We start from the raw sequence: 25,807 nt of genomic DNA, 5'->3' as shown, positions 1-25,807 counted from the left end.
GGGAACTGGCCAGCCCCGCACGCTCCACACTGACCAGCGGGAACCGCCGCCCGCCCCTCTTCGCTACGAGCCCGACGAGGGCCGGTGACCGAATCGTGTCCGGGGCCGCACTAGGGTTACTGGCCATGTGGCCAGATCAGCAGCCGCCAGGGGGCGCGCCGAACCCGCAGAACAACCCGCAGCAGAATCCGTATCAGCAACCGGGTTACCAGCAGCCGAACCCGTACCAGCAGCCGGGATACCAGCAGTATCCGCAGGCCGGCCCGTACGGTCAGCCGCCGCAGTGGGGGCAGCAGCCCACCGCGCCCGTCCCGCAGCCCCCGCAGCAGGGCGGCGGCCGCACCAAGCTGATCGCGGTCGTCGCGGCGGCGGCGGTCGTGGCGACCGCCGCGGTGACCGGCTATCTCGTCCTGGGGAAGAAGGACAAGAGCGACCAGGCCGACGGCAAGAACGGGCAGCACGCGAGCCGGCCGCCGACGTCCCAGCCGACGGCCGGTGGCTCGGCGACCGACGATCCGCGCGGCACCGGGACCGAGAAACCGACCGTCCCCGGCTGGAAGGTCGTGGTGAACCCCAAGTGGGGCGTCGCCTACGACGTGCCCGCCGACTGGCAGGTGCAGTCCCCGGGTCTCAGCATCGGCTTCGACTTCCCCAAGAGTGAGAAGGACACGGGCATCATCATGTCCGGTACCGCCGAGTTCCGGCCGAAGTGGTGCACTTCCGACGACGACAAGGACGGCCGTACCGAGGACACCGCGCTCGGGGTCACGGGCGTCAAGGGCGCCAACGGCGCCAAGGACACGGACGAGATCGCGATCAACACGCCGGCCTGGTGGGTCTACGGTGGCTACACCCAGCCCGACAAGAAGAGCATCTCCTGGGACAAGAAGGCCACCGCCTTCACCACGGACTCGGGCATCAGGGGCAGCTACGCCTGGGCACAGTCGACGCACACGCCGAAGAAGGGCAAGTGCATCAGCGACGGCAAGGCACTCACCTTCGGCTTCCAGAACTCGGCGCACGACTATGTGTCGTTCAACTTCTACGGGGCCACGGGCGTCAACGGTGAGGTGCCCAAGGCGACCGTCCTGAAGGTCCTGCGCACGGTCCGGCTGCACGGAGACCCGACCAACGAGTGAGCACGCGTGGCGCGCGCGGGAAACCGATTGCCCGCGCGCGACGCAGGGACGACAGTCACCCGGTGAACCAACCCTCTCTCCCAAACGGCCCGCGCAGACCCTCCTGGGGGGCCGCAACTACTCGCTGCTGACGGCCGCGGCCGTCGTGACCGGCCTCGGCGCGAACAGCTCGCTCATCGCCGCTGCGTTCGCCGTGCTGGACGCGGGCGGCGACGGCGGCGACGTGGGGCTGGTCGCCGCATCGCGCACCGTGCCGTTGGTGGTGTTCCTGCTGATCGGCGCGCGCTCGCGGACCGGCTGCCCCGGCAGCGGGTGATGGTCGCCGCGAACGCCCTCAACTGCCTCTCCCAGGGCGCCTTCGCCGCACTCGTGCTGACCGGTGAGCCCCGGCTGTGGCAGATGGTGCTGCTCAGCACGCTCGGCGGCACCGGTCAGGCGTTCTTCGGCCCGGCGGCCGAGGGCATGCTGCTGTCCTCCGTGGAGGGCGACCAGGCGGGCCGGGCGTTCGCCGTGTTCCGCATGGCCACGCAGGGCGCGGCGCTCGGCGGCGCGGCACTGGGCGGCGCCCTGGTCGCTGCCGTCGGCCCCGGATCGGTGCTCGCGCTCGGCTCCGCGGCCTTCGCCGTCCCGGGCGCCCTGCGCTCCTTCCTCGACGTCGGCCACATCCCGGCGCGCGCCCCCGGCGAGGGCATGCTGGCCGATCTCCGCGACGGCTGGCGGGAGTTCGCCGGCCGCCCCTGGCTGTGGGGCATCGTCGTACAGTTCTCGATCGCCAACGCCGTGGTCGGCGCGGCCGAGGCGGTCTACGGCCCGCTGGTCGCCCGTGCCCACTTCGGCGGCGCGGGCCCCCGGGGCCTGGCCCTGGCCGCGTTCGGGGCGGGCACGGTGGCCGGCGCCGTGCTGATGACCCGCTGGAAACCCCGCCGCCCGCTCCTGGCCGGCACCCTCTGCGTCTTCCCCCTGGCTCTGCCCGCCGCCGCCCTGGCCGTACCGCTGCCGGCAGGCCCGCTGGACGCGGTGGTGTTCGCGGCCGGTACGACGGTGGAGGTGTTCGGGGTGTCCTGGATGACCGCGCTGCACCAGGAGATCCCCGAGGAGAGGCTCTCCCGGGGCTCGGCGTACGACTGGTTCGGGTCGGTCTCGCTCATGCTCGTCGCCACCGCGCTCGCCGGGCCCGTCGAGAACGTCTTCGGCCGTCCGGCAGCGCTGCGGGGGGTGTGCCGGGCTGGTCGTGCTGGTGACCGCGCTGGTGCTGCTGGTCCCGGACGTCCGCACGCCGACCCGCCGCACGCGGCGGGTGACGGTCTCCCCGGCCGGGTCAGCCGATGCCGAACGCCCCGTCGGGGGGCTCGGGTGAGGGCACGGCGTCGGCGTCCTCGACCGGTCGCGCCGAGCCCGTGAACTCGCTGATCGTCGCTCCGTGTTCGACCCGCGCCGGAAAGACGTCCGCCGCGGTGCGGCGAGCCAGCGCGGCCGTGTCGAGGGGCCGGTGCGAGGCGACCAGCACCGCGTTCCCGAACCGCCGGCCGCGCAGCACCCCGGGCTCGGCGATCAGCGTCAGCTCCTCGAAGACGGCGGCGAACGTGGCCAGTTGGGAGCGCAGGAAGGCGAACGGCGCCGCATCCGCGAGGTTGGCCAGATAGACCCCGCGGGGCCGCAGCACCCGCTCGGCCTGGCGGGCGTAGGCGAGCGTGGTCAGATGTGCCGGCACCCGGGACCCGCCGAAGACGTCGGCGATCAGCACATCGGCGTGATCGTCCGGCGCCGCCTCCAGCCAGGTCCGGGCGTCGGCGGCGTGCAGCGCGATGCCCGAGCCCCGCGGCAGTGGCACATACTCGGTCACCAGCTCCAGCAGCCCCCGGTCGGCCTCGACGACGTCCTGCCGTGAGCCCGGCCGGGTGGACGCCACATACCGGGGCAGCGTCAGCGCCCCTCCCCCGAGGTGCAGCACATCCAGTGGGCGCCCCTGCTCGGCGACGGCGTCCAGCGCATACCCGAGCCGCCGCGCGTACTCGAACTCCAGGTGCGCCGGGTCGTCCAGATCGACGTACGACTGCGGCGCGCCGTCGACCGTGAGCAGCCACGCCCGCTCGCGATCGACGTCGGGCATCAGCTTGGCGGTGCCCTGATCGGTGGTCCGGGTCACGGGTATCTGCTCGGTCACAGGTTCATTGTGGCGCGCCCGGAAGGCGCGCGGGGACCTGCGCGACCGGCCACGACGCGCCGGCACGTCCCCACGCCCTGGAACGCCTAGGGAACGACGGAGCCGACCGTGCCCGCGCCCACGGTCCGTCCGCCCTCACGGACGGCGAACCCGAGCCCCGGCTCCAGCGGCACCTCCCGCCCGAGCTCGACGGTCGTCTCCACCGTCTCGCCGGGCCGGGCCACGGCCACCTGGCCGAGGTCGACGTCCCCCACCACGTCCGCGGTACGGATGTAGAACTGCGGCCGGTATCCGGTGGCGACCGGTGTGGTACGACCGCCCTCGCGCCCCGACAGCAGGTACACCCGGGCGGTGAACCGCCGGGCGGGCACCAGGCTCCCCGGAGCCGCCACGACGTGGCCGCGCCGCACGGCGTCCCGCGGCACGCCCCGCAGCAGCACCGCCACGTTGTCCCCGGCCTGCGCCTCCTGCATCGGCTTGCCGAAGGTCTCGAGCCCGGTGACGACGGTCTCCACGTCGGCGCCGAGCACCGCCACCCGGTCCCCCAGGCGGAGCGTCCCCCGCTCCACGGCACCGGTGACGACCGTGCCCCGCCCGGTGATGGTGAGCACGTTCTCCACCGGCAGCAGGAACGGCGCGTCCAGGTACCGCTCCGGCATCGGCACATAGGTGTCCACCGCGTCGAGCAGCGCCTCCACGGCCGCCGTCCAGCGCGGGTCGCCCTCCAGGGCCCTCAGCCCCGAGACCCGTACGACCGGTACCGCGTCGCCCGGGTAACCCTGGGACGTGAGCAGGTCGCGGACCTCCAGCTCGACGAGGTCGATCAGCTCCTCGTCGTCGGTGCCGTCGGCCTTGTTGAGCGCGACGACGATGTGGTCGACGCCCACCTGCCGGGCCAGCAGCACGTGTTCGGCAGTCTGCGGCATGATCCCGTCGAGCGCGGAGACGACGAGGATCGCCCCGTCGAGCTGTGCGGCGCCGGTGACCATGTTCTTGACGTAGTCGGCGTGACCCGGCATGTCCACGTGGGCGTAGTGCCGGGTGTCGGTCTCGTACTCGACGTGCGCGATGTTGATGGTGATGCCGCGCGCGGCCTCCTCGGGGGCCCGGTCGATGCGGTCGAACGGCACGAAGGTTCCGGTGCCGCGCTCGGCGAGGACCTTGGTGATGGCCGCGGTCAGGGTCGTCTTGCCGTGGTCGACGTGCCCCATGGTGCCGATGTTCAGGTGCGGCTTGGTGCGCACGTAGGCCGTTTTGGACATGGCTGTACCTCGAAGCCTCTCAGGCGTGGAAGGGTGCGGGACCCCGAGGACTCGCCGACCCTCCCCCCGCGGGGTCCGCCGGTCGTTCCGGAGAGGGTCAGCTTCGGGCGCCGTCGACGGCGGCCATGAGGATCTGGACGGCAGCCTTCGGCGCATCCGCGACGGCGGATGCTGCGAGGAGGAAGGCGTACCGGAACATGGGGTCGATCATCGCCGAGCGGCGGTACGACGTCGAATGGTTTTCGGCACGGTCGAGCCGAGGCGGGTTCAGGCGCCGATGTTCTTCAGCGCCTCCCGGACGGTCAGCGGCGCGAACCGGCCCCGCTCCCGCGCCAGGAAGGCCCGTACGGCGTCGGGGTCGGTCTTGGCGTACTCGCGCAAAGCCCAGCCGATCGCCTTGCGGACGAAGAAGCCGGGATGCCCGGACTGAAGCAGGCAGTAGCCGAACAGCCGGTCGGTGTCGGTGGTCTCCTTGCGGGCCAGCTGGTGCAGCAGGGCCGCGCGCGGCGGCCACAGACCGGCGTCGGTGATCCAGGCGTCCATGTCGGCGGTGAGCGCGGGATCGGCGGCGACCAGGCGTCCGATCACGTGCGCGGCGAGCGGGTCGACGGTGTCCCACCAGGAGTCGGTCGTGACGAGGTGCCGCGTCACCGGCAGGAGGCCGGAGGAGCACCGACCGGCGTACCGGCGCAGAAAGTCCACCGCGAAGTAGTGGTACTCGCGCTCGGGCAGCGCCCAGCAGCGCAGCGCGATCGCGGTGCAGTCGGCCTCGTCCGGGCGCGGGGTGCCCGCGAGGGCCGTGCGGGTCAGGGCGCGGCGGGCCGGGGCGGGGATGCCGAGGAAGGGCGCCACGCCCTTCATGTACGCCCGCATCGGGGCGGCCCGGCCGGGGTCGGCGGCGGCCGTGAAGGCGGCCGTCACCCGGTCGACAACGGTGTCCGCGAGGGCACTGCGCGGCACGTGCGGCGGGGCCGTCCGTGTGACGGTCATGCACGGACGATACTATCGAACACAGGTTCATCTCTGCGCCGCCGACCGCTGCACAGCCGCTGCCCGACGCCGGTTGCACCCCTTTCCGTGGCGGCGTTACCTGGAAGTACCGGTGGTGTAGCGGGCGGAGGTGACACAGGTGAAAGCCGTCGTCTACGAGGAACCCTTCAGTGTGGTGGTGAAGGACGTCCAGGATCCCGGGATCCAGCATCCGAACGATGTGCTCGTACGCGTCACGTCGACCGCGATATGCGGCTCGGACCTGCACATGTACGAGGGCCGCACCGCGGCCGAGTCGGGCATCGTCTTCGGGCACGAGAACCTCGGCGTCATCGAGGAGGTCGGCAACGGCGTGACCTCCCTGTCCAAGGGTGACCGGGTGGTGATGCCGTTCAACGTCGCCTGCGGGTTCTGCAAGAACTGTCTCGCCGGGAAGACCGGCTTCTGCCTGACGGTCAATCCCGGATTCGCCGGAGGCGCCTACGGCTATGTGGCGATGGGCCCGTACAAGGGCGGCCAGGCCGAGCTGCTGCGGGTGCCGTACGCCGACTTCAACTGTTTGAAGCTGCCCCCGGGCGACGAGTTCGAGACGGACTTCGTGCTGCTCGCCGACATCTTCCCGACGGGCTACCACGGCTGCGAACTCGCCCGGGTGTCCCCCGGTGAGAGCGTGGCCGTCTACGGCGCCGGACCGGTGGGCCTGATGGCCGCCTACTCCGCACTGCTGCGAGGTGCGGCGAAGGTGTTCTCCGTCGACCGGGTGCCCGAGCGGCTCGCCAAGGCGGAGGAGATAGGAGCCATCCCCATCGACTTCACCAAGGGCGACCCGGCGGAGCAGATCAAGGAGCAGACAGGAGGTGAGGGAACCGACAAGGGCGTCGACGCCGTCGGCTACCAGGCCCAGGCCCACGACGCCAGCCACGAGGAACCGGCCATCGTCCTGAACGCGCTGGTCGAGACGGTACGGCCGACGGGCATGCTCGGTGTGCCGGGCCTGTACGTACCCTCGGACCCGGGCGGCCCCGACGAGCACGCCAAGCACGGCCAACTGCTGGTCTCCATCGGCAGGATGTTCGAGAAGGGCCAGCAGATGGGAACGGGCCAGTGCAACGTCAAGCAGTACAACCGCCAGTTGCGCGACCTGATCATCGCCGGGCGGGCCAAGCCCAGTTTCGTGGTCTCCCACGAGCTGCCGCTGGAGCAGGCTCCGCAGGCGTACGAGAAGTTCGACAAGCGGGTCGAGGGCTACACGAAGGTGGTACTCCACCCGGGTCACGCGCTCGCCGCGTGAGCCGAGCCCGAGAAGACCGCGAGGCACAGGGGTCCGGGCGCGCCACGCGCCCGGCCCTTCGCGGCCTCCCCGGCGACGATGACACGCGTTCGTCGGTTAATGTCACCGGATGCTCGATGCCACCCGCTCCGGCACCGTCACGGCCTCTCCCAAGGCCGCCGCCGCGGAGTTCGTCGCTCCCGTGTCTCCCCTGCCCCGCCTCGGGTTCGCCGGACGGTGCGCGCGGGCGCTGGTGTCTCCGTACGCGCGGCTGTCGCTGTTGCTCGCCCTGCTCGCCGGTGCCGCCACGTGCGTGCTCGCCTTCGAGCCGCAACGGCTGCTGACGCACGGGTGGCCGCCGCAGCTCGACGGGACCGCGGCGGCCGTGGTGTTCACGGTGGCGTACGGGTTGTGCACCGTGGCGTTCGTGCCGCGCCCGGTGCTCAACCTGGCGGCGGGCGCGTTGTTCGGTTCGCAGCTCGGGCTGGCGACGGCGCTCGTCGGCACGGTGCTCGGGGCGGGCGTGGCGTTCGGGCTGGGTCGGGTGCTGGGGCAGCGTGCGTTGCGCCCGCTGCTGCGGGGCCGCTGGCTGAAGGCGGCCGACGACCGGCTCAGCCGGCACGGGTTCCGGTCCGTGCTGGCGGTCCGGCTCCTTCCCGGCGTGCCGTTCTGCGCGGCGAACTACTGCGCGGCCGTCTCCCGCATGGGCTGGTGGCCGTTCCTGCTGGCCACGGCCGTCGGCTCGATCCCGAACACCGCCGCGTACGCCGTCGCGGGGGCCCGCGCATCCGCGCCGACCTCGCCCGCCTTCCTCATCGCGCTGGCCTGCATCGTCGTACCGGCGCTGCTGGGCGTGGCCGTGGCCCGGCGCACGCGCCATCGGCTGCGGGGCCGGTAGGGGTCACTCCGGTCGGACGCCTTCGAGGACCATGGCGTTCGCCAGCCCGCCCGCCTCGCACATCGTCTGCAGGCCGTAGCGGGCACCGCGCTCGCGCATGGCGTGGACCAGGGTGGTGGTCAGCCTTGTGCCGCTGGCGCCCAGCGGGTGGCCGAGGGCGATCGCGCCCCCGTGCACATTGACCCTGGCCGGATCGGCGCCGGTCTCCTTCTGCCAGGCGAGCACCACGCTGGAGAAGGCCTCGTTGACCTCGAACAGGTCGATGTCCGCGAGCTTCAGGCCGGCCCTGTGCAGCACCTTCTCGGTCGCCGGGATCACCCCGGTGAGCATCAGCAGCGGGTCGGAGCCGGTGACGGCGAAGCTGTGCAGGCGGGCGAGCGGGCGCAGGCCGAGACGGGCCGCGGTGTCGCCGGAGGTGATCAGCACGGCGGAGGCGCCGTCGTTGACGGGGCTGGCGTTGCCCGCGGTGACGTTCCACTCGATCTGCGGGAAGCGCTCGGCGAAGGCGGGGTCGTGGTAGGCGGGCTTGAGACCGGCGAGGATCTCCGGGGTGCTGCCGGGACGGACGCACTCGTCGCGGCCGACGCCGTCCAGCGGCGCGACCTCCGCGTCGAACGAGCCGGCCTGCCAGGCGGCGGCGGCCTTGCGGTGCGAGGAGACGGCGAACTCGTCCATCCGCGCCCGGGTCAGCGACCACTTGGCGGCGATCAGCTCCGCGCTGATGCCCTGCGGGACCAGGCCCTCGGGGTAGCGCTCGGCGACGCCGGGCCCGAACGGGTCCTTGCCCGCGGGCACGTTGGACCACATCGGCACCCGGCTCATCGACTCCACGCCGCAGGCGATCACCAGGTCGTAGGCGCCGGAGATCACGCCCTGCGCGGCGAAGTGCACGGCCTGCTGGGAGGAGCCGCACTGGCGGTCCACCGTGGTCGCCGGGACCGTCTCGGGGAAGCCGGCGGCGAGGACGGCGTACCGGGTGGTGTTCATGGCCTGCTCGCCGACCTGGTCCACGGTGCCGCCGATGACGTCGTCGATCAGCGCCGGGTCGACGCCGGAGCGCTCGACGAGGGTGCGCAGGGTGTGGGCGAGCAGCTGCACGGGGTGGACCTGGGCGAGGGAGCCGTTGGGCTTGCCCTTGCCGATGGGGGTGCGTACGGCTTCGACGATCACTGCGTCGCGCATGGCGGGGCCTCCTTGGCCGCCTGGCTGCTCGCAGCGGGCTACGGCAGCTACCAGTGAGTAGGGAATCCGAACTCACCATAGCTCGCTCAATTTGAAAATCAAACCCTCATCTAGACTGGGTTCCATGGCCGCCACGAAGGACCCCCGCCCCTGCTCCATCGCCGACGCCCTCGCGGTGGTCGGGGAGAAGTACTCGCTGCTCGTGCTGCGCGAGGTGTGCCTGGGCAACGGCCGCTTCGACCAGCTCGTGCGCAACATCGGCGCCCCGCGCGACATCCTGGCCGCGCGGCTGCGCCGGCTCGTGGACGCCGGGATCCTCACCAAGCGCCTCTACAGCGAGCGCCCGCAGCGCTTCGAGTACCAGGCCACGCAGGCGGGCCTGGAACTGCAACCGGTCCTGATGACGCTCAAGGAGTGGGGCGACCGCCACATCCGCAAGGGCATCGACCTCCCCATGTCCGTCGAGCACAGCTGCGGCCGCGAACTGGTCCCGGTCGTCACCTGCCGGGCGTGCGGCGAGGAGGTGCACTCCGAAGACCTCACGGCACGTCCGCAGGCGCCGGGGTGGACGATCACCGGACCGACGGCGGCGTAGCCGCTCCGCCGGGCGGCGCCGGCCGGCCGAGGCCCTGCCGCGGCACATCATGGAGGCCCAGCCGACCGCACACCCCGAACCACCCCCGCTCGCCGGACTGTTCCGCGTGCACGAACGCCTCGGCGAGGTGCCTCGCGTCACCCGCCGCCAGCCGCACCGAATGCCGCCCCGTGACCTCGGCCGCCGCGAGCGTGCCCTGCCGCCACCGCTCGCCGAAGCGGGTGAGCGAGGGCACCGGCGGCTTCTCGCACCGTCGGCCCCTCCGGCACTTCCCCACCGTCCGCGCCTGCTTCCGCCGGGCGGCCCGGCAGGCCGAGGCTGCACCGTGGCGCGGACGGACCGAGGACGTGCCGCCGGTGACGGTGACCAACCGCATACCTTCTGTGTAGCCGGGTGGTAGCGCAGTGTCAGTGCTTACCCATAGGCTGTCCGCATGTCCCCCGATGCCCCGCTCTCTGGTTCCGTGCGGTCCGCCGCCGAGGTGAACGAGCAGATCCGGGCGCTCTGGCTGCGCACGGGCGGCACACTGTCGGCGCAGGAGCGCGCGGAGTACGAGCAGTTGGTGGTCGAGTGGGCCGAGGCGATCCGCTGCGAGGTCATCGAGGCGGCCTGACGCGGACGGCGGCCTCGTGCCGGCCCACGACCGCAACCGCGTCGGCACCCCGCCCGTCACCGGATGCGACCGCTCCTCGACCGGCACCCCGGCCGCGAGCGCCGGTTCGCCGTCGGCGGTGTCCCGGCTCCACTTCGTCATTCGTCGCCCCCCGCGGCCGCACGGGCATCACGAGTCCCCAGGGACAGATCGCTGCTCGTCGTCACGGCCGGCATCCGTCCGGAGGGCGAGAACGGCTCCGGTCGGTCTTCGAGCATCCCGTCGCCGATCTCTTCCGGGCCGTGGGAACGGAGGAGCAGGCCGAGCGCGCTCGCGAACGGACGCCGCGCTCACCCCCGGCCGGTCCGTGCGAGCGGTCTGCTGATCCGGACGAATGTCCCGGCGCGCCTCTTGGCTCCGCGCCCTCCATGCCCAACACTGTGCCGATGACGCAGCGTGCGGAGCTCGCCACCGTGATGGACCGACTGGCCGTCGACGAGTTGATCACCGCGTACGCGGTGGCCGTGGACGAAGGTGACTGGGGCGCGTACCGGGGACTGTTCACGGCGGACGGGCGGGCCGACTACCGTTCGGCCGGCGGCATCGAGGGCGACGCGGCACGGGTCGCCGGATGGCTCGCCGAGAGCCTGGCGCTGTTCTCCATGCGGCAGCATCTGATCGTCAACCGCCAGGTGCGGTTCGGCCTCCTGGAACACGACACCGGCGACACGGCCGCGGTACGCGCCGACTACCTCAACCCGATGCGCTTCGCGGCCGACGGCGGCCCCACGGCCCCGGACCTGGTCTGCGGCGGCAGCTACGGGTTCGGAATCCTCCGTACGCATGAGGGCTGGCGCCTGCGCGAGGTGGTCGTGCACGAGAAGTGGCGCCGGCTCCCGGAGGAGGGACCGGCGAGTGCATAGGGCCTGCCGCACCCGACCAGCGGTCGCCCCGCGCGGGGCGACCGGGCTCGGCGGCGGATCAGGTGCCCCCTGTCGTAGATCGCTTCCACCGCGCACACTGGAACGAGCGCACGGCAGGGAGGGTCCGCATGAGGACGATCGACCACTGGCTCACCTCCCCGTGGCGTCGCTCCGCCACGGCCGCGGTCGCCGGTGCCCTGCCCGTGCTCGCGTTCCCCGCGCCGGCGCTGTGGTGGTTCGCGTACGTCGCCCTGGTCCCCTGGATCCTGCTGGCCCGCTCGGCACCGACCGGGCGGCGCGCGGCGTACGACGGCTGGTGCGGCGGCTTCGGCTTCCTGCTGGCCGTGCACCATTGGCTGCTGCCGAGCCTGCACGTGTTCATCTTCCTGATAGCCGCGCTGCTGGGCGCGCTGTGGGCGCCCTGGGGGTGGCTGGTGCGCCGGTTCCTGGGGGAGCGGCCGACGCCGGCGCGGGGAGCCGCCGCGCTGCTGGTGCTGCCGTCCGGCTGGCTGATGGTGGAGCTCGTGCGGTCCTGGCAGGGCCTTGGCGGGCCCTGGGGCATGCTGGGCGCCAGCCAGTGGCAGGTCTTCCCCGCGCTGCGGCTCGCCTCGGTCGGCGGGGTGTGGCTGCTCAGCTTCCTGATCGTGGCCGTGAACGTGGCGGCGGCCGTGCTGGTGTCGGTCCGCGAGTCCAGGGTTCCGGCCGTGGCCTCCCTCGTCGCCACGGCCGCCGCGACCTCGGCCGCGTGGGCCTGGGCGCCGCGGCCCGATGTCGACGGACACGTGCGGATCGCCGTCGTGCAGCCCGGGATCGTCGACGGGCGCGACAGCGCCGACAAGCGCTTCGACCGCGAGGAGCAACTGACCCGGCCACTCGCCGGGCAGCACCTCGACCTGGTCGTGTGGGGCGAGTCCAGCGTCGGGTTCGACCTGGGCGACCGGCCCGACCTGGCCCGGCGGATCACCGCGCTGTCCCGTGCCACCGGCGCCGACGTGCTGGTCAACGTGGACGCGCGCCGATCCGACCGGCCCGGCATCTACAAGAGTTCTGAGCTGATCGGCCCGAACGGCCGGACCGGCGATCGGTACGACAAGATGCGGCTCGTGCCCTTCGGCGAGTACATACCCGCCCGCTCCCTGCTCGGCTGGGCCACCTCGGTCGGCAAGGCGGCCGGCGAGGACCGCAGGCGCGGCACCGAGCAGGTCGTGATGAACGTGGGGCACGGCCTGCGGATCGGCCCGCTGATCTGCTTCGAGACCGCTTTCCCCGACATGAGCAGGCATCTGGCCCAGGACGGCGCCGACGTCCTGCTCGGCCAGTCCTCCACCTCGTCCTTCCAGGACAGCTGGGCACCGGCGCAGCACGCCTCGCTGGCCGCGCTGCGGGCCGCCGAGACCGGCCGTCCGATGGTGCACGCGACCCTCACCGGCGTCTCGGCCGTGTACGGGCCGGACGGACAGCGACTCGGGCCCTGGCTCGGCACCGGCGCGAGCGCCGCCCGGGTGTACGACGTACCGCTCGCGCACGGCGTCACGCCGTACGTCCGCTACGGCGACTGGCCGGTGGGCGGCGCGCTGCTGGTGCTGGCCGCGTGCTGCGCCGCCGAGGGGGTACGGGCGCTCAGGCTGCGCCGAGGCGGCCCTGCACCGCTCGCACCACCCGCTCGCACAGCTCATGAGTCGCCAGCGCGTCCCGGGCGCTGAGCAGCTTACCGGCACGCGCGGCGTCCAGGAAGGCGAGCACCGCCTGCTCGATGCCGCGCTGCCGGGCCACCGGCACCCAGTCGCCGCGCCGGCGCGCGGTCGGCTGGCCCTTGTGGTCGATCACCTCGGCGAGATTGAGCACCTGTCGCTTGGTGTCCTGCCCGGAGACCTCGAGGATCTCCTCGTTCGAGCCGCTGAGCCGGTTCATCACGCCGAGCGCGGTGAACCCGTCCCCGCCGAGCTGCAGGACGACGTGGTGCAGCGCCCCGTCCCGGACCCGGGCGCGGACGGTGACGTCGTCCACGGTGCCCGGTACCAGGAACCGCAGGGTGTCGACGACGTGGATGAAGTCGTCCAGGACCATCGCGCGCGGTTCCTCGGGCAGCCCGACCCGGTTCTTCTGCATGAGGATCAGCTCGCGCGGATGATCCAGACACTGTGCGTATCCGGGCGCGTACCGACGGTTGAAGCCGACGAACAGGGAGACCCCGCGCCGCTCGGCCAGGGCCACCAGCCGCTCGGAGTCGGCGAGTTCGTAGGCGAGCGGCTTGTCCACGTACGTCGCTACGCCCGCCTCCAGCAGCCGGGTGACGATCTCGGGGTGGGCACCCGTCGGGGCGTGCACGAAGGCGGCGTCGAGACCTTCCGCGAGCAGCGAGTCGAGCGTGCCGTGCCGCTGCCCCTGCGGCAGGTGCAGGGTGTCCGCGACCCGTTCCAGGGTGGCGGGCGTCCGGGTGTGCAGGTGCAGGTCGACCCCCGGCTGCGTACCGAGCACCGGCAGGTACGCCTTCTGCGCGATGTCCCCGAGCCCGATGCAGCCGACCTTCACGTGTGTTCCCCTACCGCTTGACTGTGTCCCCGGCAGCATACGGCGACCGCCAGCCTGCGATGCCGTCGAAGCCGCGCACGAGGAGCGTGGACACGGCCCTCGACACGACCGCGATCACGGTGTCGCGTACGGCGACGACGGCGGGGTCGCGGCCATGGTCACGCGGGCGGCTCCGACCGCCCGGCGGGCGATCGCGGTGGTGCGCGGGCGGCGGGCGGCGGTGTAGGCGGCCAGGTCATTGGATCTACACCCCCATGATCGAGGAGTACGCCCGGCACAACGGCCACGCTGATCCGCCGGCGGATCGACGGCGCCACCGGCGTCCGAACGTCAGCCCCGCGCCACCGGAACCCTCCGTAGGAGGCAGGCAATCACCCGTGCGGGGGCAGGATCCTTCGCTCCCTGGTGCGCGCCCCAGGGCACAACCAGCATCCTTGCGCGGGTGCATCGAACGACGACCACCGCAGCGCTCCTGGTCACCGTGACCGTCTCGGCCCTCGCCGGCTGTGTGACGGTACAACGCCCCGCGGTACCCGCGCCGCCCCGGGACACGTCCACCTCGATCCCGGCCGTGCCCCGCACGGACGGCAGCGCGAAGCCCCGCGCGGTACAGGCCCCGGCCGAGGAGGCGCTGGAGATGACAGGGCCCTCCCGGCATCCGCAGCACCCGGCTCCGGCCGCCTCCCGGCACCGGACCGAGGCGCCCCGGACCGTACACCGCCCACCGACTGCCCCGCACCCGCGCACCGAGAGCCCCCGGCGGTCGCACCCCGCCGCACCGGACCGGTCGAAGCCCGTCCGTACGGCACCGGACGTGTGCGCCCTCGGCAGGAAGTACGGCGGCTGGCGCGCGGACAGCCCGGAGACGCGGATCTGCGAGCAGGCCTACGGCCGCTGAAACGCGCCCGCGACATCACTCGCCCAGCCGTGACTCCAGTCGGCCGATGGCGGCCCGCACCCCCACGCCGTACCCGTCCTCGGCCAGCGCGCCGGCGGCCTCGCGCGCCCGGCGCACATGGCTCCGGGCGGCCTCCTCGCGGCCGAGCTTCACGTAGTCGGCGGCGAGATTGAGGTGCAGGGAGGGAAGGAACCCCCGCACACCCGGCGGAGCGCCGCCGTCGGCCACCTCCTCCGCCGCCGACAACGCCCGGAGGTCCCAGGCCAGTTCGTCCTCCGGATCGTCCTGGGTGTCCGCGAGATAGTGGGCCAGGGTGCAGCGGTGCAGCGGGTCGCCGTCCTCGCCGATCTCCGCCCACAGGGTCAGCAGGCGACTGCGGGCCTCCTCGCGGTCGCCGCCGTGGTGCAGCATCACGACCTGCCCGATCCGTGTGAGCACGGCGTCGGGCGCCGCCTGCTCGTGTTGCTCCGCCACGATGCCCTCCGGGCTGTCGACCGTTGTGGTGCTCACGCTAATCGGCGCCGCGGGGATTCCGGGCCAGGCAGCGCCGTCGCGCTCTCGGCCAGTGGGCTGCCGCGGGTCCGTTGTGGCTGGTCGCACGGTTCCTCGCGCCCCCCGGTGGGGCGCCCCACGGCCCCCCGCCCGGATGCTTCATCCCAGGTTCGGGATCCGCCAGTCGATCGGGTCGTGGCCCTGTCGGGCGATCGCGTCGTTGATCCGGGTGAACGGCCGGGAGCCGAAGAACTTCTTCGCCGACAGCGGAGAGGGGTGGGCGCCCTTGACCACCACGTGCCGCCTCTCGTCGATCAGCGGCAGCTTCTTCTGCGCGTAGTTCCCCCAAAGGACGAAGACCGCCGGGTCCGGACGCTCGGCGACCGCCCGGATGACGGCGTCGGTGAACTTCTCCCAGCCCTTGCCCTTGTGCGAGTTCGCCTCGCCGGCCCGGACCGTGAGGACCGCGTTGAGCAGCAGCACGCCCTGCCGGGCCCACGGCATCAGATAGCCGTTGTCCGGGACGGGCAGGCCCAACTCCTCCTGCATCTCCTTGTAGATGTTCCGCAGCGAGGGCGGGGTCTTCACGCCGGGGCGGACCGAGAAGCACAGGCCGTGGCCCTGGCCCTCTCCGTGGTACGGGTCCTGGCCCAGGACGAGGACCTTGACCTGCTCGTACGGCGTCGCCTCCAGCGCGGCGAAGACCTCGTCGCGCGGCGGGTAGACGGGACCCTTCGCCCGCTCCTCCTCGACGAACTCGGTCAGCTCCTTGAAGTAGGGCTGCTGCAGTTCGTCGCCCAGAACCCCGCGCCAGGACTCGGGCAGCATGGCGATGTCGGTCACGTCAACGTCCTTCGATCTACTACGGCGTGGTCACTTGCAGGGCTCAGAACCTACAGGCGACCACTGACAACCGGCACGCGGAGCCGGTTTCACCAGCTGGTCTTGCGGTGCAGTGTCCACATCATCATGATCGTCGAGGGGTCGAGGGCCTGCTCACCGCCCGAGATGTCCTCGCTGGCGGCGATGTACTGCCGGCCCTGCCACAGCGGGATCAGCCGCGCGTCGTTCACGATGATCTGCTGGGCCTCCTCCATGTCCTTGACCGTGCGGGCACGGTCGCTCTCCGCGCGCGAGTGGGGCAGCAGCGTGCCGGTGATCTGCGGGGCCGGGTACGGCGTACCGAGCGCGTTGTGCTCGCCGACGAACGGGGCGATGAAGTTGTCCGCGTCGGGGAAGTCCGGGAACCAGCCGCGGCCGAACACCGGGTACTCGCCCTTCTGGTAGCCGACGACATAGGTCTTCCAGGGGCGGCTCTCGAGCGTGATGGTGAACAGTCCGGAGGCCTCCAGCTGCCGCTTGAGCTCCTGGAACATCAGCGCCGTCTCGGAGCCGTAGCGGTCCGTGGTGTACCAGAGGGTGAGCGGGACGCGCTGGTGGATGCCCGCGTCGGAGAGGATTTTGCGGGCCTTGGGGACGCTGGGATCGCCGTAGTCGTCGAAGAAGCCGGTGGTGTGTCCGGTCAGTCCCTTGGGGACCATCGAGTACAGCGGGTCGACCGTGTCCTTGTAGACCTTGTGCGCGATGGCGCCCCGGTCGACGATCTGGGCGACGGCCTTGCGCACGGCGGGCTGCTTGGCCCAGGGGTCCTTGGGGTTGAACACCAGGTAGCTGATGTCGATGCCGGAGCCGTCGACCAGCTGCAGGTTGCTGTCGGCGTGCTGCTGGAGGGCGAGGATGTCGTCGGCGGCGAGGCCGCGGTAGGTGACGTCGATCTGCTTGGCGCGCAGCGCCTTGACCATGCCGGCCGAGTCCTGGAAGTAGCGGATGGTCACGGCGTCGTTCTGGCGCTGGGCGAAGCCGTGGTAGTTGCCGTTGGCGACGAGGACGGCCTGCTTGCCCTCCTCGTAGGACTGCATCTTGTACGGCCCGGAGCCGTAGACCTTGTCGTCCTTGCGCAGGGAGCGCGCCGGGTAGTCGTTCGGGTCGACGATCGACATGGCGGGCGTCGCCAGCACGAACGGAAAGGTGGCGTCGGGCTGGTTGAGGTGGAAGACGACCTCGCGGTCGCCGAGCACCTGCACCCGGTCCAGGCTGCCGAGCAGGCCTGCCGGGCCGCTGGGGGCGTTGATGGTGCGGATGCGGTCGATGGAGTACTTGACGGCCTGGGCGTTCAGCGCGTCGCCGTCGGCGAACTTCAGGCCCGCGCGGAGCGTGCAGCGGTAGGTGCGGCTGGAGGAGTCCGTGAAGGAGCAGCTCTCGGCCGCGTCGGGCTGGGGTGCGGTGGCACCGCTGGGGTAGGCGACGAGCGTCTGGAAGATGTTGCGGTACAGCTCCCAGGAGCCGTCCCAGGCCCCGGCGGGATCCAGCGTGCTGGGCGCGCTGGTGGTGCCCACGACGATGGGTCCCTTGCCGTCACCGCTGCCGCCGGACAGCAGACTGCAGCCGGTGGCGACCAGGGATATGGACGCGATCGCCGCGACTCTCCGCAGGAATCGGTTCCGGTTGAACACGCGCACGCTCCTCGATCTGCCATACCAAGGGTCGGCAGACCATACCGCAGCGTTCGGGCCTCTGAACCTCCCCTGAATCAGGGCTTCTTGATCGATATCGCGACCTGTTCGGCGATGACGACGTTGTCAGTCCGCTGAGCGGATTCAGGATGGCGTTCCGGGCGCCGATGTGTCCGAAAATCGACGCCCGGAGGCCTGATCAGGCTCCGACGCCGGCGTTGAGGAAGATGCCGCCGTCCACGACGAGCGTCTGGCCGGTGATCCAGTCGGACTGCTCGGAGGTGAGGAAGGCGGCGGCCCCGCCGATGTCGGAGGGCACGCCGAGCCGACCGAGGGGGTAGGCGGCGGCCGCCTGCTCCTCACGGTTCTCGTACAGCGCCTGCGCGAACTTGGTCTTGACCACGGCCGGGGCGATCGCGTTGACCCGCACCCTCGGCGCGAACTCGTGCGCCAGTTGCTGGGTCAGGTTGATCATCGCGGCCTTGCTGACGCCGTAGGCACCGATGAACGGCGAGGGCGCGAGGCCCGCGATCGAGGCGATGTTGACGATCGCGCCGCCGTTGTCCTTCTGCCAGGCGTGCCAGGTCTTCTGGGCGAAGCCGAGCGCGGAGATCACGTTGGTCTCGAAGACCTTGCGGGCGACCTCCAGGTCGAGGTCGGCGATCGGGCCGAAGACCGGGTTGGTGCCCGCGTTGTTGACCAGGAAGTCCAGGCGGCCGAAGGCCTCCATGGTGCGCTCGACGGCCTCGGCCTGGTGGGCAGGGTCGTGCGCCTTGCCGGCGACGGCGATGACCCGGTCGGCGCCGAGCTTCTCGACGGCCTCCTTCAGGGCGTCCTCGCCCCGGCCGGTGATGCACACGCGGTCGCCCCGGGCGACGAGCGCCTCGGCGACGCCGTAGCCGATCCCGCGGCTGGCGCCCGTGATGAGGGCGACCTTGCCCGACGGCTCGGGGAGTTCAGCGGAAGTCATGTGTCTGGTCCCCTAGTCGAGCGGTCCGCCGGCGACGTACAGCACCTGGCCGGAGACGAAGCCGGCCGCCTCGCCGGTGAAGAAGGCGATGGCGTTGGCGATGTCCTCGGGCTCGCCGACGCGCTGCACCGGGATCGCGCCCGCGGCGGCCTTCTTGAAGTCCTCGAAGCCCATGCCGACGCGTTCGGCGGTGGCCTTGGTCATCTCGGTGGCGATGAAGCCGGGGGCGACGGCGTTGGCGGTGATGCCGAACTTGCCCAGCTCGATGGCGAGGGTCTTGGTGAAGCCCTGGAGACCGGCCTTGGCGGCGGAGTAGTTGACCTGGCCGCGGTTGCCGAGCGCCGAGGAGGAGGAGAGGTTGACGATCCGGCCGAAGCCCGCGTCGACCATGTGCTTCTGGACGGCCTTGGTCATCAGGAACGAGCCGCGCAGGTGCACGTTCATGACGGTGTCCCAGTCGGAGACGCTCATCTTGAACAGCAGGTTGTCGCGCAGCACACCGGCGTTGTTGACCAGGATGGTCGGGGCGCCCAGTTCCTCGACGATCCGGGCGACGGCCGCCTCGACCTGTGCCTCGTCGGACACGTCGGCGCCGACGGCGATCGCCTTGCCGCCCGCGGCGGTGATCTTCTCGACGGTGTCCTTGCAGGCAGCCTCGTCGAGGTCGATCACGGCGACGGCACGGCCCTCGGCGGCCAGCCGTACGGCCGTGGCGGCGCCGATGCCGCGCGCCGCGCCGGTGACTACCGCGACCCGCTGTTCAGTGGTGGACATTGCTGCTTCTCCTCGCCCTTGAGAGAACCTGTCAGGTCCTTCGGGGACCTTGTTCGTGCGGTGAGCGACCGCTTAGTACCTTCAGCACACGTGACGCTAGAAGCCCTGGCACCCGGTGTCAACGGCACACCGGGTGCATGTGATCCATTACCTCACCAGGAGGTCGAGCAACCGCTCCGTCTCGGCGGCCGGGTCGGTGGTCAGACCGGTGTGCACCGGGCCGGGCTGGACGATCGTGGAGCGGGGCGCGATCAGCCAGCGGAAGCGGCGCCCGGCGTCGTCGCCCGCCGCCTGGCCGGACTCCTCGCCGCCCGCGCAGTGGCGCTCCATCGCGCCGAGCGCGGCGCGGATCCCGGCCACGTCCGCCTCGGGGTCCAGAGCGAGGAGTCTGGTCTCGTCCAGATGGGTGCGGGCGCCGACGTAACCCTTGGCCCGGCAGTAGACGACGACGCCCGCGTTGACGCACTCGCCGCGCTCCACGCGGGGTACGACCCGGATCAGCGCGTACTCGAACACGTCCCGGTCGCCGCCCTGGCCCGCCCGGGTGATGTGCCGCTCGGTGACGTGGCCTGCCATGTGGATGTGGGTCTCGCTCACTTGGTCCCCTCGATGCCGGTGATGCGTTCGGCGATGACGGCCGCCCGCGCGAGCAGCGGCCGTGCGTAGGCGCTGCGCAGGTCGTCCGGGGTGTCGAAGCCCGGCTCGTCGGCGAGCCAGGCGTCGGGGATCTCGGCCGTGACCTCTGCGAGCAGGTCCTCGGTGACCTCCGGTGCCAACTCGGCCGCGGCGGCGGCGATGTCGGGGGCGAAGCGGGCGAGGGCGTGTTCGCGGGCGTCGTAGGGGCGCGCGGCGGAGGCCTCGGCGGCGGGCCAGTTGTGGTGCCAGATCATCGTGGCGCCGTGGTCGATGAGCCACAGGTCCCCGTGGTGCACGAGGAGGTTGGGGTTGCGCCACGACCGGTCCACGTTGTTGATCAGTGCGTCGAACCAGACGATCCGGCCGGCCTCCTCGCGGCTCACCCGAAAGGCGAGCGGGTCGTAGCCGAGGGCCGCGGAGAGGAAGTCCATGCCGAGGTTGGTGCCGCCGCTGGACCTGAGCAGGTCCTGCACCTGCTGTTCGGGCTCGCCGAGTCCGAGGACCGGGTCCAGTCGGACGGTGACCAGGCGGGGCATCCTCAGGCCGAGGCGGCGGGCGAGTTCGCCGCACACCACCTCGGCGACGAGCGTCTTGCGGCCCTGGCCGGCGCCGGTGAACTTCAGGACATACGTCCCGAAGTCGTCGGCCTCGACGAGCCCCGGCAGCGAGCCCCCCTCACGCAGGGGCGTGATGTAGCGGGTCGCGGTGACTTCCTTGAGCATCGCCCCAGGCTACTGGGGTGCGGCCGGCAGCGGGCCGACAGCCGTGGCTCACGTCCGGACATTAAGGATCGGGGTGGCGTCTGAACGGGTGGCGTCCGGGCACCGTACCCCTGGACGGATCACGAGAAGCTCCGCGGAAGGAAACCCACATGAGCAGCGCATCGCCCCATCCGGCTCCGGGACCGGCCCGCCGTACGGTCGTGGCGGCGGCCGGCGCGGCGGGTCTCGCCGCCGCGCTCGCGGCCTGCGGGTCGAGCGACGACTCGTCCGGCTCGGCCGACACCGGGTCCGGCTCGTCCGGATCGACGGGCTCGACCGGGACGGGGAGCACCGGCTCCACGGCAGGGTCGCAGAACGGCGGCGGCACCACGCTCGCCAAGACCTCCGACATCCCCGAGGGGGGTGGCAAGATATTCAAGGACCAGGGCGTGGTCGTCACCCAGCCGTCGGCGGGCACGTTCAAGGCGTTCTCGTCCAAGTGCACCCACCAGGGCTGCGCGGTGGGCAGCGTGGCGGGCGGTGCGATCATCTGCCCGTGCCACAACAGTCACTTCTCGGTCGCGGACGGCAGCGTCAAGCAGGGACCGGCCACCCAGCCGCTGCCCGCGCAGAAGATCACCGTCTCCGGCGAGGACATCAAGCTGGCCTGAACCGCCGCTCGAGACAGCCGAGCACCTCGTCGGTGGTCGTGACCGTGGCGACCAACGCGAGGGTGTGCCGGATCATCGCGGGGGTGTAGTCGGCGGGCACCCCCGCGATGGCGTCGGCCGGAACGACGGCGACGTAGCCGAGGTTGACCGCGTCGAACACCGCGTTGGGTATCGCCACGTTGGCGGAGACGCCGGTGACGACGAGCGTGCGGCAGCCCAGGTTGCGCAACAGCGCGTCGACGTCGGTGCCGTGGATCGGGGACAGGCCGTGCAGCCGTCGTACGACGAGGTCCTCCTCGGCGACCTCGACCGGGGCCGCGACGCGCACCGCCGCACTCCCGCTCAGCTGCTGCACGGGAAGCCGCTCGGCGGCCCGGAACAGCCGGGCGTTGCGGCTCGCGCCCCGGCCGTCCGGGCGGCGCTCGGCGATCGCGTGGATCACCTGGACGCCACTCTCGTGGGCGGCGGAGACCAGCCGGGCCACCTGGCGCAGGGCGCCGGAGGAGAGGGCCTCACGGGCGAGTTCGGGCAGCGCACCGTCCGGGCCGACGACCCCCTGCTGGCACTCCACGGTGAGCAGGACGGTGCTCACGGGGTCGAGGAGCGCGCTGAGCTGTCCGTACGGCGGCATACCGTTTCCTTTTCTGACGTAGTGTCAGAGGATCGCCATGACACGATAGTTCGCCGACACCAGGTGGAGAAGAGGGGGGCCGTATGACCCTGACCGAGCAGCGCCGGGGCCGGAAGATCATGATGACGCCCGGCGAACTGGACGAGTTCCTCACCAGTCAGCGCACCTGCCGGGTCGCGACCGTCTCGGCGGACGGCGCCCCGCACGTCAGCGCCCTGTGGTTCGCCTGGGACGGCACCTCGCTGTGGCTGTACTCGGTGGTGCGCAGCAGGCGCTGGGCTCAGCTGCGCCGGGATCCGCGGGTGGCCGTCGTGGTCGACTCGGGCGAGGAGTACGACCAGTTGCGCGGGGTCGAGCTGTCCGGCCGGGTGGAGTTCGTGGGCGAGGTGCCGCGCACCGGGGAGCTGTGCGCGGAACTCGACACGCCCGAGACGCTGTTCGCCCGGAAGAACTTCGGCCTGGACGAGATGCCCCACGACGGCCGCCACGCCTGGGCCCGGCTGACACCGGAGAAGATCGTCTCGTGGGACTTCCGGAAACTGGGGCCGCGGTAGGGCTCAGCCGACCTTCTGCGCGGCGGCGCGCAGGGCCTCCACCGCCGCCCGGATCGACGGGCGGCGGTCGGCGTCCGCCCGCCACACGACGTACACGTGCCGGCGCACCCGTTGCCTGAGCGGCACGAGGACCACGCCGTCCGGGACCGGGTGGCGGCCCAGCAGCGGCGCGATGCACACGCCGAGACCGGAGGCGACCAGGCCGAGCTGGGTGTGGGTCTCGCCCGCGCGGTGGCCGACGATCGGCTCGACACCCTTGGACCGCAGCGTGAACATCAGCCACTCGTGACAGAACTCGCCCTCGCCCCAGGTGATCCACTCGTCCTCGGCGAACTCGGCGAGGTCCACCTCGTTACGGCCGGCGAGCCGGTGCCCGACGGGCATGGCGACATCGGCCGGGTCGTCCAGCAGGGGTGCCTTGACCAGGCCGTCCGGTACGGGCATGGGCTTGTTGTACCAGTCCAGGACGACCGCGAGATCGAGGTCGCCGCGGACGACCCCGGCGACGCCCTGCTCCGGTTCCAGCTCGCTGGAGCGCACGCGCAGTCCGGGATGCCGGGACCGGAGCGTGCCGAGGGCGTCGGGGAAGAGTCCGCGCGCGGCCGTCGGGAACGCGGACAGCCTGAGCTCGCCGACGACCTGCCCGCGTTGCGCCTCGAGATCGGACTCGGCCAGCTCGACCTGTGACAGGATGCGCGCCGCGTGCTCCGACAGCAGCCTTCCCGCGTCCGTGAGCCGCACGCCCCTGCCGTTCTTGGCAAGCAGTTGCTGGCCGACCTCGCGCTCCAGCTTGCCCAGTTGCTGGGAGACGGCGGACGTGGTGACGTGCAGCGCGTCAGCGGCCGCGCTGACGGAGCCGTGCCGGGCGAGGGCGTCGAGGGTGCGCAGGCGCTCCAGGTTCAACATGTAAGCGATCCTAAGGGGTATCAGGAGAGAAATCTCGATTGTGCTACGAGGTTGCCGCCAGCATCCTTGAGGCCATGAGCACGGCCACCGCACCTCGGACCCAGTCCCCCGCCCCCGTCCGCCCCCGCGCCCGCCTGGACTGGCGGGTGCGCTTCGGGGCCCTGTCCCTGATCTGGGGCTTCAGTTTCCTGCTGATCAAGGTGGGCACGCAGGGATACGCCCCGCTCCAGGTCACCCTCGGTCGTCTGGTGTTCGGCACGGCGGTGCTGGCGGCGGCGATGGCGGTCAAGCGGGAGCGGCTGCCGCGTGGGGCCCGCCTGTGGTGGCACATGGCGGTCGCCGCGTTCTTCCTCAACGCCCTGCCGTTCTCGCTCTTCGCCTACTCCGAGCTGACGATCCCGTCCACGCTGGCCGGCATCTGCAACGCCACGTCGCCCCTGTGGGGCATGGCCCTGTCCCTGGTCGCCCTCTCCGAGGACCGGCCGACCCGGGTCCGCGTGGCCGGCCTGGGCCTCGGCTTCCTGGGGGTGCTGACGGTCCTGGGCGCCTGGCAGGGCTTCCACGGTCTCGACGCCACGGGTACGTCGATGGCCCTGCTGGCGTCGCTGAGCTACCCGGTCGGCTGGATCTACGTCCGCCGTACGCTCGCGGGGACGGGCAACTCCCATCTGGCGATGACGGGGGCGCAGCTGTTGCTGGCCACGCTCCAGCTGGCCGTCGTGACGCCGCTGGTGGCCGGGTTCCCCACGCATGTCACGCTGGTGCCGCTACTGGCGATCGCCGCGCTGGGGGCGCTGGGGACCGGGCTCGCGGTTCTCATCCAGTACGGGCTCGTCGCCGAGGTCGGCCCCACGACCGCGCAGATGGTCACGTACTTCATTCCGGTGATCGCCACGGCGGCCGGCGTCGCGATCCTCGGGGAGTCGCTGCGGTGGACGACGCCGGTGGGGGCGGTGATCGTTCTGGCGGGGGCCGCGCTCACTCAGGTGCGGAGGAAGAGCGCCTGACGGAGAGGCGCACGGGGGCGTGCGAGGGCCGGTCGCCTGTGGCCGACCGCGCGCACGGGGCGCGGAGCCGCACCGCGGTACAGCCCCGCGCCCCTCCGTCGACTGCCGTCATCCGTGCACGCGGGCCGGAGACGGTCGTACCGCCGCCGCCACCGCGTCCGCCAAGGGGCTGATGTCGTCCTCCGTGAGCGCCGAGATCGTGATGCGGATCGCCGGCCCGCTGTTCAGCCGGAAGCGGGCCCCGGGGGCCACCGCCCAGCCCGCCTGCAGCAGGCGGGCCACCGCGCCCGTCTCGTCGGGGACCGGGACCCACACGTTCATGCCACTGCGGCCGTGCGCGACGACCCCGCGTTCCGCGAGCGCGTCGACCAGCGCGTCCCGGCGGGTGCCGTACGCCTTCGCGACCGCCGTCCGGTCGACCGCGCCCTGAGACCACAGCCGGACGACCGCCCGCTGCAGCAGCAGGCTCACCCAGCCGGGGCCCAGGCGCTGGCGGCCGCGTACCCGGTCGACGGTCACCGGGTCACCGGTGAGGACGGCGACGCGCAGGTCGGGGCCGTAGGCCTTGGAGACGGAGCGGACGAAGGCCCAGTGGCGGGTGACGCCGGCGAGGGGGTGCAGCGCAAGGTCGACGATGCCGTGGCCGTGGTCGTCCTCGATCAGCAGGGTCGCCGGGTGCTCGCGCAGCACCGCTCGCAGGGCACGCGCGCGCGTGGCGGTCAGCGAGGCGCCGGTCGGGTTCTGCGCGCGGTCGGTGACGATCAGGGCGCGGGCCCCGGACTCCAGGGCCCGGCGCAGGTCGTCGACGCGCGGCCCGTCGTCGTCCACGCCGACCGGGACCGTACGCAGGCCCAGCGCCGGGACCAGGTCGAGGACGCTGCCCCAGCCCGGGTCCTCGACGGCGACCGCGTCGCCCGGTCTGAGGTGCGCGGCGAGGATGCGCTCGACGGCGTCCAGGGAGCCGGACGCCACGGTCACGGGGCCCTCGGGGATGCCGTCGGCGTGGAGTTCGGCGCGGGCGAGGCGGACGAGACCGGGGTCGATCGGGTCGCCGCCGTAGAGGACGGGCCGCCGGTCGCCCTCCTCCGCCGCCGCGGCGAGGGCGGGGGCGAGGCGGGGCAGCAGGTCCGGGTCGGGGTTGCCCTCGGAGAGGTCGCGGCCTCCGGCAGTGACCTCCACGCGCAGTTCCCCGCGGCCCGTGGTGGCCGGCTTGGGCCGCACTCTGCTGCCCCGGCGGCCGGCCGTCTCGATCACCCCGCGCTCGCGCAGGGTGCGGTAGGCGGACGCCACGGTGTTGGGATTCACACCCAGCCGCTGTGCCAACTCCCGCATCGGCGGCAGGGACTGACCCGGCCGCAGCTCACCGGCGCCCACCGCATGCTCCACGCTGGCCGCGATCTCGGCTGCGCCGCGCCCTTGAATCGGATACTCTCCTAGCACAAACAATATTATGCACTAGTGCAATTTGGATGTCGATGCGGCTCGCCGCCGCTCGCCGATGCCCGCC

Annotated in this window: 27 protein-coding genes and 1 pseudogene; 12 read left to right on the top strand and 16 right to left on the bottom strand. The window is 72.1% G+C overall.

Translation table 11 applies throughout. From position 1 onward, the window contains the following. Window positions 1-125 precede the first annotated feature (125 nt). Both AC5WRT_RS10540 and AC5WRT_RS10535 read left to right on the top strand, forming a co-directional pair. On the top strand, window positions 126-1,139 hold the full coding sequence (locus AC5WRT_RS10540; protein WP_496092712.1) for a DUF8017 domain-containing protein: 1,014 nt from the start codon (window positions 126-128) through the stop codon (window positions 1,137-1,139). Between the two features lie 62 nt (window positions 1,140-1,201). Beyond that, window positions 1,202-2,496 (top strand): annotated as a pseudogene (locus AC5WRT_RS10535) (MFS transporter). Here AC5WRT_RS10535 and AC5WRT_RS10530 read toward each other — a convergent pair. From AC5WRT_RS10530 to AC5WRT_RS10520, 3 genes are all read right to left on the bottom strand, one after another. Then, window positions 2,458-3,303: a spermidine synthase gene (locus tag AC5WRT_RS10530; RefSeq protein WP_496092711.1), complete on the bottom strand. Its 846-nt coding sequence runs from the start codon at window positions 3,301-3,303 to the stop codon at window positions 2,458-2,460. The pseudogene AC5WRT_RS10535 and the gene AC5WRT_RS10530 overlap by 39 nt on opposite strands. 86 nt (window positions 3,304-3,389) lie before the next feature. Then, complete coding sequence (gene tuf / locus AC5WRT_RS10525; protein ID WP_496092710.1) at window positions 3,390-4,565, bottom strand: elongation factor Tu; 1,176 nt, start codon at window positions 4,563-4,565, stop codon at window positions 3,390-3,392. 267 nt (window positions 4,566-4,832) lie between these two features. Continuing rightward, on the bottom strand, window positions 4,833-5,555 hold the full coding sequence (locus AC5WRT_RS10520; protein WP_496092709.1) for a DNA alkylation repair protein: 723 nt from the start codon (window positions 5,553-5,555) through the stop codon (window positions 4,833-4,835). A 139-nt stretch (window positions 5,556-5,694) separates the two neighbouring features. Between AC5WRT_RS10520 and AC5WRT_RS10515 the strand changes: the two genes are divergently transcribed. Together AC5WRT_RS10515 and AC5WRT_RS10510 are read left to right on the top strand one after the other, a co-directional pair. After that, on the top strand, window positions 5,695-6,846 hold the full coding sequence (locus AC5WRT_RS10515; protein ID WP_496092890.1) for a glutathione-independent formaldehyde dehydrogenase: 1,152 nt from the start codon (window positions 5,695-5,697) through the stop codon (window positions 6,844-6,846). Window positions 6,847-6,955: 109 nt separating this feature from the next. Further along, window positions 6,956-7,723, top strand: a complete 768-nt coding sequence (locus tag AC5WRT_RS10510; protein WP_496092708.1) for a TVP38/TMEM64 family protein — start codon at window positions 6,956-6,958, stop codon at window positions 7,721-7,723. Window positions 7,724-7,726: 3 nt separating this feature from the next. On the opposite strand, the gene AC5WRT_RS10505 is transcribed toward AC5WRT_RS10510, so the two are convergent. Then, window positions 7,727-8,905 carry a thiolase family protein gene (locus AC5WRT_RS10505; protein ID WP_496092707.1) on the bottom strand — a complete coding sequence of 393 codons (1,179 nt, stop codon included), beginning with the start codon at window positions 8,903-8,905 and terminating at the stop codon, window positions 7,727-7,729. Between the two features lie 124 nt (window positions 8,906-9,029). On the opposite strand from AC5WRT_RS10505, the gene AC5WRT_RS10500 reads away from it, so the two are divergent. Further along, a complete protein-coding gene (locus tag AC5WRT_RS10500) occupies window positions 9,030-9,500 on the top strand; it encodes a winged helix-turn-helix transcriptional regulator (RefSeq protein ID WP_496092706.1) in 471 nt (156 codons plus the stop codon). On the opposite strand, the gene AC5WRT_RS10495 is transcribed toward AC5WRT_RS10500, so the two are convergent. Next, entirely contained in the window at window positions 9,478-9,735 is a 258-nt protein-coding gene (locus tag AC5WRT_RS10495) for a hypothetical protein (RefSeq protein ID WP_496092705.1), read from the bottom strand. The genes AC5WRT_RS10500 and AC5WRT_RS10495 overlap by 23 nt on opposite strands. Before the next feature lie 198 nt (window positions 9,736-9,933). Between AC5WRT_RS10495 and AC5WRT_RS10490 the strand changes: the two genes are divergently transcribed. The 3 genes from AC5WRT_RS10490 to lnt all read left to right on the top strand — a co-directional run bounded on the left by AC5WRT_RS10490 (window position 9,934) and on the right by lnt (window position 12,718). Then, window positions 9,934-10,113, top strand: a complete 180-nt coding sequence (locus AC5WRT_RS10490) for a hypothetical protein (RefSeq protein ID WP_496092704.1) — start codon at window positions 9,934-9,936, stop codon at window positions 10,111-10,113. 425 nt (window positions 10,114-10,538) lie between these two features. Then, window positions 10,539-11,015 (top strand): nuclear transport factor 2 family protein, encoded by a 477-nt coding sequence (locus AC5WRT_RS10485; RefSeq protein ID WP_496092703.1) that lies wholly within the window; start codon window positions 10,539-10,541, stop codon window positions 11,013-11,015. A gap of 128 nt (window positions 11,016-11,143) precedes the next feature. Beyond that, window positions 11,144-12,718 carry an apolipoprotein N-acyltransferase gene (lnt, locus tag AC5WRT_RS10480; RefSeq protein ID WP_496092702.1) on the top strand — a complete coding sequence of 525 codons (1,575 nt, stop codon included), beginning with the start codon at window positions 11,144-11,146 and terminating at the stop codon, window positions 12,716-12,718. Here lnt and AC5WRT_RS10475 read toward each other — a convergent pair. Then, window positions 12,636-13,547 (bottom strand): Gfo/Idh/MocA family protein, encoded by a 912-nt coding sequence (locus AC5WRT_RS10475; RefSeq protein WP_496092701.1) that lies wholly within the window; start codon window positions 13,545-13,547, stop codon window positions 12,636-12,638. The two genes, lnt and AC5WRT_RS10475, sit on opposite strands and share 83 nt — an antisense overlap. A gap of 442 nt (window positions 13,548-13,989) precedes the next feature. Here AC5WRT_RS10475 and AC5WRT_RS10470 point away from each other — a divergent pair, with 442 nt between their 5' ends. Continuing rightward, window positions 13,990-14,445, top strand: a complete 456-nt coding sequence (locus AC5WRT_RS10470) for a hypothetical protein (RefSeq protein ID WP_496092700.1) — start codon at window positions 13,990-13,992, stop codon at window positions 14,443-14,445. A 15-nt stretch (window positions 14,446-14,460) separates the two neighbouring features. Here AC5WRT_RS10470 and AC5WRT_RS10465 read toward each other — a convergent pair whose 3' ends face one another. The 7 genes from AC5WRT_RS10465 to AC5WRT_RS10435 form a co-directional block, all read right to left on the bottom strand. Then, complete coding sequence (locus AC5WRT_RS10465; protein WP_496092889.1) at window positions 14,461-14,919, bottom strand: hypothetical protein; 459 nt, start codon at window positions 14,917-14,919, stop codon at window positions 14,461-14,463. Window positions 14,920-15,096: 177 nt separating this feature from the next. Further along, entirely contained in the window at window positions 15,097-15,780 is a 684-nt protein-coding gene (locus AC5WRT_RS10460; protein ID WP_496092699.1) for a uracil-DNA glycosylase, read from the bottom strand. An 89-nt stretch (window positions 15,781-15,869) separates the two neighbouring features. Further along, window positions 15,870-17,450, bottom strand: a complete 1,581-nt coding sequence (locus AC5WRT_RS10455) for an ABC transporter substrate-binding protein (protein WP_496092698.1) — start codon at window positions 17,448-17,450, stop codon at window positions 15,870-15,872. A 199-nt stretch (window positions 17,451-17,649) separates the two neighbouring features. Next, window positions 17,650-18,420, bottom strand: coding sequence for an SDR family oxidoreductase (locus tag AC5WRT_RS10450; RefSeq protein ID WP_496092697.1), 771 nt, complete (start codon window positions 18,418-18,420; stop codon window positions 17,650-17,652). A 12-nt stretch (window positions 18,421-18,432) separates the two neighbouring features. Next, on the bottom strand, window positions 18,433-19,194 hold the full coding sequence (gene fabG / locus AC5WRT_RS10445) for a 3-oxoacyl-ACP reductase FabG (RefSeq protein ID WP_496092696.1): 762 nt from the start codon (window positions 19,192-19,194) through the stop codon (window positions 18,433-18,435). 147 nt (window positions 19,195-19,341) lie between these two features. Continuing rightward, window positions 19,342-19,791: a DUF3037 domain-containing protein gene (locus tag AC5WRT_RS10440; protein WP_496092695.1), complete on the bottom strand. Its 450-nt coding sequence runs from the start codon at window positions 19,789-19,791 to the stop codon at window positions 19,342-19,344. Next, window positions 19,788-20,552, bottom strand: coding sequence for a HipA family kinase (locus AC5WRT_RS10435; protein ID WP_496092694.1), 765 nt, complete (start codon window positions 20,550-20,552; stop codon window positions 19,788-19,790). Before AC5WRT_RS10435 ends, AC5WRT_RS10440 begins: the two co-directional genes overlap by 4 nt. Before the next feature lie 149 nt (window positions 20,553-20,701). On the opposite strand from AC5WRT_RS10435, the gene AC5WRT_RS10430 reads away from it, so the two are divergent. Beyond that, window positions 20,702-21,202 carry a Rieske (2Fe-2S) protein gene (locus tag AC5WRT_RS10430; RefSeq protein ID WP_496092693.1) on the top strand — a complete coding sequence of 167 codons (501 nt, stop codon included), beginning with the start codon at window positions 20,702-20,704 and terminating at the stop codon, window positions 21,200-21,202. Here the strand turns inward: AC5WRT_RS10430 and AC5WRT_RS10425 are convergent. Then, window positions 21,189-21,833 (bottom strand): isochorismatase family protein, encoded by a 645-nt coding sequence (locus tag AC5WRT_RS10425; RefSeq protein WP_496092692.1) that lies wholly within the window; start codon window positions 21,831-21,833, stop codon window positions 21,189-21,191. The genes AC5WRT_RS10430 and AC5WRT_RS10425 overlap by 14 nt on opposite strands. 83 nt (window positions 21,834-21,916) lie before the next feature. On the opposite strand from AC5WRT_RS10425, the gene AC5WRT_RS10420 reads away from it, so the two are divergent. Continuing rightward, window positions 21,917-22,387, top strand: a complete 471-nt coding sequence (locus AC5WRT_RS10420; protein ID WP_496100148.1) for a pyridoxamine 5'-phosphate oxidase family protein — start codon at window positions 21,917-21,919, stop codon at window positions 22,385-22,387. Between the two features lie 3 nt (window positions 22,388-22,390). Here the strand turns inward: AC5WRT_RS10420 and AC5WRT_RS10415 are convergent, their stop codons facing one another. Continuing rightward, complete coding sequence (locus AC5WRT_RS10415) at window positions 22,391-23,293, bottom strand: LysR family transcriptional regulator (RefSeq protein ID WP_496100147.1); 903 nt, start codon at window positions 23,291-23,293, stop codon at window positions 22,391-22,393. Between the two features lie 74 nt (window positions 23,294-23,367). On the opposite strand from AC5WRT_RS10415, the gene AC5WRT_RS10410 reads away from it, so the two are divergent. Further along, entirely contained in the window at window positions 23,368-24,300 is a 933-nt protein-coding gene (locus AC5WRT_RS10410; RefSeq protein ID WP_496100146.1) for a DMT family transporter, read from the top strand. A gap of 108 nt (window positions 24,301-24,408) precedes the next feature. Here AC5WRT_RS10410 and AC5WRT_RS10405 read toward each other — a convergent pair whose 3' ends face one another. Further along, entirely contained in the window at window positions 24,409-25,740 is a 1,332-nt protein-coding gene (locus AC5WRT_RS10405) for an aminotransferase class I/II-fold pyridoxal phosphate-dependent enzyme (RefSeq protein ID WP_496100145.1), read from the bottom strand. Between the last annotated feature and the right edge of the window lie 67 nt (window positions 25,741-25,807).

Source organism: Streptomyces sp. NTD91, assembly GCF_059510455.1.
The sequence above is the reverse complement of the archived record's forward strand: the minus strand, read 5'-3'. Positions and strand labels throughout refer to the sequence as shown.

Excerpts from the sequence above, each read along its gene's own strand:
- AC5WRT_RS10540 (WP_496092712.1), top strand. The coding sequence starts at position 126 with ATGTGGCCAGATCAGCAGCCGCCAGGGGGCGCGCCGAACCCGCAGAAC.
- AC5WRT_RS10520 (WP_496092709.1), bottom strand. The coding sequence starts at position 5,555 with ATGACCGTCACACGGACGGCCCCGCCGCACGTGCCGCGCAGTGCCCTC.
- AC5WRT_RS10500 (WP_496092706.1), top strand. The coding sequence starts at position 9,030 with ATGGCCGCCACGAAGGACCCCCGCCCCTGCTCCATCGCCGACGCCCTC.
- AC5WRT_RS10435 (WP_496092694.1), bottom strand. The coding sequence starts at position 20,552 with ATGCTCAAGGAAGTCACCGCGACCCGCTACATCACGCCCCTGCGTGAG.
- AC5WRT_RS10505 (WP_496092707.1), bottom strand. The coding sequence starts at position 8,905 with ATGCGCGACGCAGTGATCGTCGAAGCCGTACGCACCCCCATCGGCAAG.
- fabG (WP_496092696.1), bottom strand. The coding sequence starts at position 19,194 with ATGTCCACCACTGAACAGCGGGTCGCGGTAGTCACCGGCGCGGCGCGC.
- AC5WRT_RS10415 (WP_496100147.1), bottom strand. The coding sequence starts at position 23,293 with ATGTTGAACCTGGAGCGCCTGCGCACCCTCGACGCCCTCGCCCGGCAC.
- tuf (WP_496092710.1), bottom strand. The coding sequence starts at position 4,565 with ATGTCCAAAACGGCCTACGTGCGCACCAAGCCGCACCTGAACATCGGC.
- AC5WRT_RS10450 (WP_496092697.1), bottom strand. The coding sequence starts at position 18,420 with ATGACTTCCGCTGAACTCCCCGAGCCGTCGGGCAAGGTCGCCCTCATC.
- AC5WRT_RS10485 (WP_496092703.1), top strand. The coding sequence starts at position 10,539 with ATGACGCAGCGTGCGGAGCTCGCCACCGTGATGGACCGACTGGCCGTC.
- AC5WRT_RS10490 (WP_496092704.1), top strand. The coding sequence starts at position 9,934 with ATGTCCCCCGATGCCCCGCTCTCTGGTTCCGTGCGGTCCGCCGCCGAG.
- AC5WRT_RS10420 (WP_496100148.1), top strand. The coding sequence starts at position 21,917 with ATGACCCTGACCGAGCAGCGCCGGGGCCGGAAGATCATGATGACGCCC.
- AC5WRT_RS10430 (WP_496092693.1), top strand. The coding sequence starts at position 20,702 with ATGAGCAGCGCATCGCCCCATCCGGCTCCGGGACCGGCCCGCCGTACG.
- AC5WRT_RS10510 (WP_496092708.1), top strand. The coding sequence starts at position 6,956 with ATGCTCGATGCCACCCGCTCCGGCACCGTCACGGCCTCTCCCAAGGCC.
- AC5WRT_RS10425 (WP_496092692.1), bottom strand. The coding sequence starts at position 21,833 with ATGCCGCCGTACGGACAGCTCAGCGCGCTCCTCGACCCCGTGAGCACC.
- AC5WRT_RS10410 (WP_496100146.1), top strand. The coding sequence starts at position 23,368 with ATGAGCACGGCCACCGCACCTCGGACCCAGTCCCCCGCCCCCGTCCGC.
- lnt (WP_496092702.1), top strand. The coding sequence starts at position 11,144 with ATGAGGACGATCGACCACTGGCTCACCTCCCCGTGGCGTCGCTCCGCC.